General features: G+C 47.7%; 6 protein-coding genes, 4 tRNA genes and 2 rRNA genes. 7 read left to right on the forward strand and 5 right to left on the reverse strand.

The genetic code is table 11. From position 1 onward, the window contains the following. Positions 1-39 precede the first annotated feature (39 nt). From EJE48_RS08875 to EJE48_RS08885, 3 genes are all read right to left on the reverse strand, one after another. A complete protein-coding gene (locus tag EJE48_RS08875) occupies positions 40-405 on the reverse strand; it encodes a VOC family protein (protein WP_016408185.1) in 366 nt (121 codons plus the stop codon). Positions 406-416: 11 nt separating this feature from the next. After that, complete coding sequence (locus tag EJE48_RS12410) at positions 417-1979, reverse strand: hypothetical protein (protein WP_176580048.1); 1563 nt, start codon at positions 1977-1979, stop codon at positions 417-419. 186 nt (positions 1980-2165) lie between these two features. Further along, complete coding sequence (locus EJE48_RS08885; protein WP_016408183.1) at positions 2166-2744, reverse strand: DJ-1/PfpI family protein; 579 nt, start codon at positions 2742-2744, stop codon at positions 2166-2168. A gap of 220 nt (positions 2745-2964) precedes the next feature. On the opposite strand from EJE48_RS08885, the gene EJE48_RS08890 reads away from it, so the two are divergent. Beyond that, the gene (locus tag EJE48_RS08890) at positions 2965-3657 is read left to right on the forward strand and encodes an HAD family hydrolase (RefSeq protein ID WP_174707775.1); all 693 of its coding nucleotides are present in this window, start codon (positions 2965-2967) and stop codon (positions 3655-3657) included. A gap of 43 nt (positions 3658-3700) precedes the next feature. Here EJE48_RS08890 and tyrS read toward each other — a convergent pair whose 3' ends face one another. Together tyrS and pepT are read right to left on the reverse strand one after the other, a co-directional pair. Continuing rightward, complete coding sequence (tyrS, locus tag EJE48_RS08895; RefSeq protein WP_016406528.1) at positions 3701-4936, reverse strand: tyrosine--tRNA ligase; 1236 nt, start codon at positions 4934-4936, stop codon at positions 3701-3703. A 327-nt stretch (positions 4937-5263) separates the two neighbouring features. Continuing rightward, positions 5264-6496 carry a peptidase T gene (pepT, locus tag EJE48_RS08900; RefSeq protein ID WP_118582928.1) on the reverse strand — a complete coding sequence of 411 codons (1233 nt, stop codon included), beginning with the start codon at positions 6494-6496 and terminating at the stop codon, positions 5264-5266. A gap of 321 nt (positions 6497-6817) precedes the next feature. Between pepT and EJE48_RS08905 the strand changes: the two genes are divergently transcribed. The 6 genes from EJE48_RS08905 to EJE48_RS08930 all read left to right on the forward strand — a co-directional run bounded on the left by EJE48_RS08905 (position 6818) and on the right by EJE48_RS08930 (position 9329). Next, positions 6818-6903, forward strand: a tRNA-Ser gene (locus EJE48_RS08905). A gap of 36 nt (positions 6904-6939) precedes the next feature. Continuing rightward, positions 6940-7031, forward strand: a tRNA-Ser gene (locus tag EJE48_RS08910). Positions 7032-7279: 248 nt separating this feature from the next. After that, positions 7280-8814 (forward strand): 16S ribosomal RNA (locus tag EJE48_RS08915). Between the two features lie 231 nt (positions 8815-9045). Next, positions 9046-9163, forward strand: a 5S ribosomal RNA gene (gene rrf / locus EJE48_RS08920). 6 nt (positions 9164-9169) lie between these two features. Continuing rightward, positions 9170-9243 (forward strand) — tRNA-Ile (locus EJE48_RS08925). A 13-nt stretch (positions 9244-9256) separates the two neighbouring features. Further along, positions 9257-9329 (forward strand) — tRNA-Ala (locus EJE48_RS08930). Positions 9330-9471: the final 142 nt, after the last annotated feature.

Genomic DNA, 9471 nt, shown 5'->3' on the forward strand with positions numbered 1-9471 from the left:
ATTTGAATCCCCTTGGAGAAATTCCAAGGGGATTTTACGTTAGGGGTTCGGGATAATTTCAAGCCAGTAATTGTCCGGATCGTTGATGAAATAGATGCCCATTTCGGGATTTTCAAAGCAGATGCAGCCCATTTCCTTATGCTTTGCATGTGCCGCATCGAAATCCTCTGCCTGAAACGCAAGATGGAATTCATTTTCGCCAAGATTATACGGCTCCTTGCGGTCGCGCAGCCAAGTCAGCTCTAATGTGAAATCGGATTTGCCGTCGCCCAGATAAACCAGCTTCCAGCTGCCGTCAGGGGCTTCCTTGCGGCGAACCTCCTTCAGACCAAGTGCGGCTGCATAGAACGCCATGCTTTTTTCCAGATCGAGTACGTTATAGTTATAATGATTAAAGGTAAACATAAGAATCCTCCTTAGTGGTGATGATGATGGTCATGGTCATGTCCACAGCCGCAGTCATGATCGTGGTGATGGTGGTCATGTCCGCAGCCGCAGTCATGATCGTGGTGATGGTGATCGTGTCCACAGCCGCAGTCATCATCATAGTCTTCGGTGATGGATTGCCAGCCGTTTTCGTTGAATACCATACCGACCTTATCCACAATCAGAACCTTTTGCTCCTCGGAGGTGGCTTTATCAATCGCCTCCATCAGCATATCCATCACGTCATGGACGGTATAGACAGGGGGCAAGGCACCTGTCAGATTCTGCATTGCCAGCTTTCTGGTCTGGGTAGGCAGGGTGTCGAAGTGGTTTCTTGTTTTTGTAATAAACGCATCAAATAGGGCTTTCTTTTCCTCTGCGGTTGCGGCAGGAAGCTCCTCCGGGATATCGAAATGGAACAATTCATCGTTCAAATCACCGAAGAAGCATTCGCGGATGAATTCCTCTGTCATGAGAACCTTTTTGGTATCCGCGGAGAAGCCGGCGAAGGAGCCTGCCTTTTGCAGGGCTTCATATTCTTCCTTACCGATGGCATTTGCTTTATCAATGACAGGCTCAACGGTTGCCTCCAGCTGCTCTGTGAGGGTATCCAGATAAGCCGCTTTTTCGGTCAGAGTCAGCTTATCGCTGATGAAATCGCAGACGATATGATACAAATCGGCATAGGCGGCACTGCCCTCTGTGATGTCCGTAAAGGAATAGGTGAGATAGAACAGGAGAATCAAGGAATTGATATCGTGCAGGATGCAGGAGAAATATTCCTCAATCTGCTCCAGTGTTTCAAAGGTTTCCTTGAGCTCCTCATAGAAATTTGCAAGCTCCTCATCGGAAAGCTTATGCGGCAGAACCATGCGCTTCTGTCCAATCCATTCTGCGAGTTCGGGGAAATACTTGCCATACAGGGGGTTTTCCTGCGGGCTGCAAAAGCCCTCGAAGGCTTTCAGAGAAGCATCGATAAAATCCCTGCTTTCGCCTGCAAAAGCGGCATCCAGAGAGGCACGGACGGTGTCATAGTATTTATCCCTTGTCATATAGAGGGGGATACACTTGAGAAGCTGCCCCATGTAGGTTTTCTGGTCAAGCAGAGTTTCCGCACTTTCCATAAAGGCATGGCAGTCTGCAAAGAACAGAGACCATTCCACCTGCTTTTGGGATACGCCGTCCTCCTTATATTTGCGCAGGGCAATCTGGTCGCTGACAAGCGTGGAGATGATGTTCCACTGGGAGAAATAGCTGTAGATGGTTTCGTAGATGGAAAGCAGGCGTTTTTTCAGCTCCATGCAGTCCTCCAGCGCAACCATGCGGGATGCGGCATCGCTTTCGAGCAAATCCTCCAGACGGATGAGGTATGCCTTGATTTCCTCCTTGATTTCCTGCACATCGGCAGGGATTTCATAGGGGAGGGCGGTTACGCCTTTTTCGGCATCCTCCATGGCACTCATGAGCAGCAGCAGCAGAGAGCCGACTGCCTGCTGATAGATATAATCCGCAGAGAGATTTCTTATTTTTTCTTCTAATGCAATATTGGACATAAGAAGTTCTCCTTTCTCAGTTTCAAATTTTCGTATCTTTTATTATAAAGGAAAAATGGCGAAAGTACAAGCAGAAGGGGAATGGCACGGGGAAACGGGCAAAATAAAAACAGAGAGAGCAATTCCGAAGAAAAGTCCTCCCTGCTTTTTTTATTTTAAGAAAAAGATATTACAAAGATACTGTGATTACAGTTCCCATTTTGCGCCCATCAGCTTGATGAATTCTCTTGTGATTGCGGAATCGCCGGGCCATGCGGGAGCAGTTACCAGATTGCCGTCTACAACAGCCTCGGAAGCATCAACAGCTACATATTCGCCGCCTGCCAGAGTGATATCGGGGCCAACTGCGGGATATGCGGTTGCCTTTTTGCCTTTCAGCACATTGGCAGCGGTCAGGATCTGAGGACCGTGGCAGATTGCAGCAACGGGCTTATTTGCTGCAAAGAATTCCTGTACGATTTCGATGACTCTGGGGGTCAGTCTCAGATATTCGGGAGAACGACCGCCTGTGATAAACAGACCTGCATAATCGGCTGTATTTACTGCATCAAAATCTGCTGTCAGAGCAAAGTTATGACCTCTCTTTTCGGAGTATGTCTGTTCGCCTTCAAAGTCGTGAATTGCTGTACGGATAATATCGCCTGCTTTTTTATCGGGGCATACAACATCTACCTGATAGCCCAACATTTCCATTGCCTGGAAGGGTACCATTGTTTCATAATCTTCTGTGAAATCGCCTGCTAACATCAATACTTTCTTTGCCATAAGAATTCCTCCTTTAAAGAAAAAGTATGACAGTTTTTTAGAAAAAACTGCTTTTTTATGTAATAAAATTGTTTCCTTTTTTATTTAAGTCTTATTATAGACCTGTTGGGACAAATTGACAAGGGGGTGGGCAAAAAAAATCCATACAAAATCAATCGTGTTAAAATTGTTGAATATGAATGAAAAAAAGAATAAAATAAGAGCGGACGGAGGTGAAAAAATGAAAAAACAACAGGCAATTTTGTTTGATTTGGATGGGACGCTGCTGAACACACTGGATGACCTAACAAGCAGTGTGAATGTGACCTTACAGGCGCACGGCTTTCCTTTGCGGAGGAAAGAAGAAATCCGAAAATTTCTGGGGAATGGGAGTGAGTTTCTGATGCGGTCGGCTTTGCCTGAGGGGACGAAGGAGGCGGTTTTTGCGGCTTGTCTGGCGGAATATCAGGCATATTATAAGGCACACATGGCGGACAAAACCGCGCCCTACGAGGGGATTTTGCCTTTGCTGAAAAGGCTGAAGGAAAGTGGTCTGCGCCTTGGTGTGGTATCGAATAAATTTGATACGGCGGTGAAGGGGCTTTGCGAAAGATATTTCCCCGGCTGCATTGATGCGGCGGCAGGAGAGAGAGAAGCCGAGGGGATTCGGCGCAAGCCTGCACCCGATATGGTCTTTACGGCGGCGGAGCGGCTTGGCGTGAAAAGAGAGGACTGCTTATACATCGGGGATTCCGAGGTGGATTTACAGACGGCAAAAAACGCAGGAATGGACTGCATCAGCGTTTGCTGGGGGTTTCGGGATGCGGAATTTCTGAAGCAGGCGGGTGCGACACAGCTGGTACATACGCCGAAGGAGCTGGAAAAGCTGCTTTTGGGCGAATCAGATAATTTAGAGCATAAAAATAAGAGGTGAAAAACACCTCTTATTTTTATGTGGTTCTTTTTTTATATGGTTCTTATTTCAGAATGACATTATGGAAGGTCTTTTTGCCCTTCTGCACCAACAGCTTACCATCTGTAAAGAGGTCTGCGGTTACTTTGAAATCAATATCCTTTATGGGCTGCTCTGCCAGCTTTACGCCGCCCTGCTGCACGGCACGTCTGCCCTCGGAGCGGGAAGGAACGACCTTAATTGTGGTCAGCAGTGTCAGGATATCCATGCCTTCTGCAAATTCGGCGGCAGAAATTTCTGTAGAGGGGGCATCCACGGTTGCAGCACCCTTACCGAACAATGCTCTTGCGGCATCCTGTGCTTTGGTTGCTTCTGCTTCGCCATGTACGATTTTTGTCAGCTCAAAGGCAAGGACTTCCTTTGCATGATTGATTTCCGCGCCCTCCAGTGCGCCCAGACGGCGAACCTCATCCATAGGCAGGAAGGTCAGCAGAGCCAGACATTTTTCAACGTCCTTATCCCCGATATTTCTCCAGTACTGATAGAATTCGTAGGGAGAGGTTTTTTCAGGGTCAAGCCAAACGGCACCGGAAACGGTTTTGCCCATTTTTACGCCTTCGCTGTTTGTCAGCAGCTTGAAGGTCATGCCATAAGCGGGCTTCTGCGCTTTGCGGCGAATCAGCTCTACGCCTGCGATGATATTAGACCACTGGTCATTGCCGCCCATTTCCAGCATACAGTTGTATCTTTTGTTCAGTTCGTAGAAATCGTAGCCCTGCATAATCATATAGTTAAATTCGAGGAAGGACAGACCAAGCTCTCTATCCATACGGGTTTTGAAGCAATCTGCCGCAAGCATACGGTTTACGGAGAAATGGGTGCCGATTTCACGCAGGAATTCGATATAGTTCAGATTTCTCAGCCAGTCTGCGTTATTGGCAATGATGGCACCGCCCTCGCCCTCATCGAAATTGATGAAACGGGAAAGCTGCTTTTTGATGCAGGCTACGTTATGGTCGATGGTTTCGACAGTCATCATTTTACGCATATCGGCTTTGCCGGAGGGGTCGCCAATCATGCCTGTGCCGCCACCCATCAGGCAGATGGGGCGGTTGCCGCAGCGCTGCATGTGCGCCATAGCCATAACGGTCAGGAAATGCCCAACGTGCAGGCTGTCCGCGGTGGGGTCGATGCCGATATAGAAGGTGACACCGCCTTTTTCAAAAAGCGCTTTGATTTCTTCTTCGTGTGTCAGCTGTTCGATAAAGCCGCGTTCCTTTAATACTTCATAAGCGTTCATGTTACATTCTCCTTTTCTGATATATGATGGATAGATTGATGCAGCGAAGCCTTGCGCAAAAGCATAAAAAAGGGCCTCTCGCCGAAAGGACGAGAGAACCCGTGGTACCACCTTAATTTATGCCTATTCTGCAAAAAGACAAGCATCTTCCTGCCCCTGTAACGTAGGGCAATCGTTGTGTCATTTCCTACACAAAGCTCATGAGGCGTAATTTACAAAAACTGTGCTGCAGACCTTTCACCGACCGGACTGCTCTCTGCGGCTGTAACCAGTTTTGCCCATATACTCAATCATCGCTGTTATCATAAATAATATGAGAAAATGATATCATACGTTTTTTTGAAAGTCAAGCGTCGTTGCGGCAAGTTCTGCGATACGAACAATCATGCTGACTGCCTTTTCCATGGAAGGAACGGGGACATATTCATAATTGCTGTGGAAATTATGACCGCCGGCGAAAAGGTTCGGACAAGGCAGACCCATGAAGGAAAGACGCGCACCGTCTGTGCCGCCGCGGATAGGCTGAATGATGGGAGTGATGCCGCAGTCGAGCATTGCCTGCTTTGCAAGGCTTACAATTTCCATGTGGGGTTCAATCTGCGAGAGCATATTATAATATTCATCATGCAGATCCAATTCGATACAGTTATTATACTGTGCATTTTTGCGTTCCACAATCAGCCGCAGAAGCTCTTTGCGGTGCGCGAAGGAGTCTGCGTTAAAATCACGAATGATATAATTCAGGGTTGCGGAGGTGACATCACCTTCAAAGGAGCAGAGATGGAAAAAGCCTTCGTAGCCTTCGGTTTTCGCGGGTGTTTCGCGTTCCGGCAGGAGAGAAGCAATTTCCGTACCGATGAGGGCGGCGTTTTTCATGACATTTTTTGCAGAGCCGGGATGTACATTTTTCCCTTTGATGCGAATGATTGCGCGTGCCGCATTGAAGTTTTCATATTCCAGCTCACCGATGCGGCCGCCATCCAGCGTGTAGGCGAAATCTGCGTGAAATTTGTCCACATCGAAGAAATCCACACCCTTGCCGATTTCTTCATCAGGGGTAAAGGCAATGCGAATATCTCCATGGGGAATTTCGGGATGTGCGAGAAGATATTCTGCGGCAGTGAGAATTTCGGCAATGCCTGCTTTATCATCCGCGCCAAGCAGGGTGGTGCCGTCTGAGGTGATGAGGGTCTGCCCGATATACTCCTTTAAGGAAGGAAATTCCTTGGGAGAAAGAACGGTACCATTGAGGGGGATTGCTTTGCCGTCATAATTTTCCACAATATTTGAAAGGACATTTTCACCGCTTGCATCGGGGCTGGTATCCATGTGGGAAATAAAGCCGATGGTGGGAGCGTTTGCTGTATTGCCAGGCAGAAGTGCGGTCACATAGCCATAGGCATCCACAGAAACGGATTGCAGACCAATCGCTTCACATTCCTTTGCAAGAAAAGCGGCAAAGGCAAGCTGTCGCTTGGTGCTGGGAAAGGTATCGGATGATTCATCGGAAGTGGTGTGATGCTTTACGTATGTTAAAAAACGTTCTGTAACTGTTTTCATAAGTACCTCCTTATTGCATAGATTTTGAAAGTCAATCTATTTTAGCATGGATTAAAAAGAAAAGCTACATGTAAGCGATATGCAGCGGAGGAGAATTTATATATAAGGTAAGAAAAAGTTTTTAGCAAAAAAATGAAAAAAGGGGTTGACAGGTTTCGACTTTTCCTGTAATATCTATATCACCGCGAGCGACACGGAAACATGACGCTGAGGTTGCTAAAAAGAAAAAACGAAAGAAAGCGAAAAAAATGCTTGACAACCGTTGGTCGGTAAGATATAATAGTCAAGGTCGCTGCGCAAGAAGAAGCAACTAAACTTCATGGAGAGATGTCCGAGTGGTTTAAGGAGCTGGTCTTGAAAACCAGTGATTCCGTAAGGAGCCGTGGGTTCGAATCCCACTCTCTCCGTCAATTAAATACCATACAATGAACTGAGAGCATTATGGAGAAGTACCCAAGTGGTTGAAGGGGTTCGCCTGGAAAGCGGATAGGTCGTTAATAGCGGCGCGAGGGTTCAAATCCCTCCTTCTCCGCCATTTATTTTAACTGAGTTCAAATGTGGTTAAAATAAAAGTACTAAATAAGTACTTGACAAGAAAATGAAGATTTGATAAAATAATCTTCGCTGCTGAAAAGCAGATTGATCCTTGAAAACTGAACAATGGATATGAATAAACACAACCCATAGTCAATTCAAGCAAACGGAAACGAATGCTAAAAAGACAAATTTTGCCGGTTTAGAAAAACCGGAGTTAGCCAGAAGAACTGGCTAGGAACAAAACTTTAACATAAGAGTTTGATCCTGGCTCAGGATGAACGCTGGCGGCGTGCTTAACACATGCAAGTCGAACGAAGACACTTAAAATGAGAGCTTCGGCAGGATTTTTATTTATCTTAGTGGCGGACGGGTGAGTAACGTGTGGGCAACCTGCCCTATACTGGGGAATAATCACTGGAAACGGTGACTAATACCGCATGTCATTACGGAAGGGCATCCTTCTGTAAAAAAAGGAGTAATTCGGTATAGGATGGGCCCGCATCTGATTAGCTAGTTGGTGAGATAACAGCCCACCAAGGCGACGATCAGTAGCCGACCTGAGAGGGTGATCGGCCACATTGGGACTGAGACACGGCCCAAACTCCTACGGGAGGCAGCAGTGGGGAATATTGCACAATGGGGGAAACCCTGATGCAGCAACGCCGCGTGAAGGAAGAAGGTTTTCGGATCGTAAACTTCTATCAACAGGGACGAAGAAAGTGACGGTACCTGAATAAGAAGCCCCGGCTAACTACGTGCCAGCAGCCGCGGTAATACGTAGGGGGCAAGCGTTATCCGGAATTACTGGGTGTAAAGGGAGCGTAGGCGGCACGCCAAGCCAGATGTGAAAGCCCGAGGCTTAACCTCGCGGATTGCATTTGGAACTGGCGAGCTAGAGTACAGGAGAGGAAAGCGGAATTCCTAGTGTAGCGGTGAAATGCGTAGATATTAGGAAGAACACCAGTGGCGAAGGCGGCTTTCTGGACTGAAACTGACGCTGAGGCTCGAAAGCGTGGGGAGCAAACAGGATTAGATACCCTGGTAGTCCACGCCGTAAACGATGAGTGCTAGGTGTCGGGGAGGAATCCTCGGTGCCGCAGCTAACGCAATAAGCACTCCACCTGGGGAGTACGACCGCAAGGTTGAAACTCAAAGGAATTGACGGGGGCCCGCACAAGCGGTGGAGCATGTGGTTTAATTCGAAGCAACGCGAAGAACCTTACCAAGGCTTGACATCCCGATGACCGCTCTAGAGATAGTGTTTCTCTTCGGAGCATCGGTGACAGGTGGTGCATGGTTGTCGTCAGCTCGTGTCGTGAGATGTTGGGTTAAGTCCCGCAACGAGCGCAACCCTTATCCTTAGTAGCCATCATTGAGTTGGGCACTCTAGGGAGACTGCCGTGGATAACACGGAGGAAGGTGGGGATGACGTCAAATCATCATGCCCCTTATGTCTTGGGCTACACACGTGCTACAATGGCTGGTAACAGAGTGAAGCGAGACGGCGACGTTAAGCAAATCACAAAAACCCAGTCCCAGTTCGGATTGTAGTCTGCAACTCGACTACATGAAGCTGGAATCGCTAGTAATCGCGAATCAGAATGTCGCGGTGAATACGTTCCCGGGCCTTGTACACACCGCCCGTCACACCATGGGAGTTGGAAGCACCCGAAGTCGGTGACCTAACCGTAAGGAAGGAGCCGCCGAAGGTGAAGCCAGTGACTGGGGTGAAGTCGTAACAAGGTAGCCGTATCGGAAGGTGCGGCTGGATCACCTCCTTTCTATGGAGAAAAGCGGAGAAAAGCTGCATAAAAGCTTTTGTCAGAATGGATTGCTTGCAAGACAGGCTGACAAAGAGGTTTTAGGTAGGTTTGCGGAGCAAATACATGAGTAATGCGAAGCATTACGAATGGTTTTCGTAAACATTTTTCAACGCAAGGTTGTGAAAGATATTCATTGTTCGGTTTTGAAGGATCAAACCTTCAAACAAAATAGGAAACACACAAAACATCTTCGGTGATGATGCGCTTGGGGGACACACCCGTTCCCATTCCGAACACGACGGTTAAGACCCAAGCGGTCGATGGTACTTGGTGGGCAGCTGCCTGGGAGAGTAGATGGTCGCCGAAGTCCTATGGGCTCATAGCTCAGCTGGTTAGAGCGCACGCCTGATAAGCGTGAGGTCGGTGGTTCGAGTCCACTTGAGCCCATTTTGTGTGGTCTGGGGATATAGCTCAGCTGGGAGAGCACCTGCCTTGCAAGCAGGGGGTCACGAGTTCGAATCTCGTTATCTCCACTTACCGGCTTAAAGAAGTCGGGATGCACCTTGAAAACTGAATACAAGTAAAGCAAAAATAGAGTCAATCGAGAAAACAAAATTTTCTATTTTCAAATGTAACAAAAGTTGTATCGCTACAACGAAACATTCCAGAGAATAG

This window comes from Anaerotignum faecicola, from assembly GCF_003865035.1.
GTDB classification, from domain to species: domain Bacteria; phylum Bacillota; class Clostridia; order Lachnospirales; family Anaerotignaceae; genus Anaerotignum_A; species Anaerotignum_A faecicola.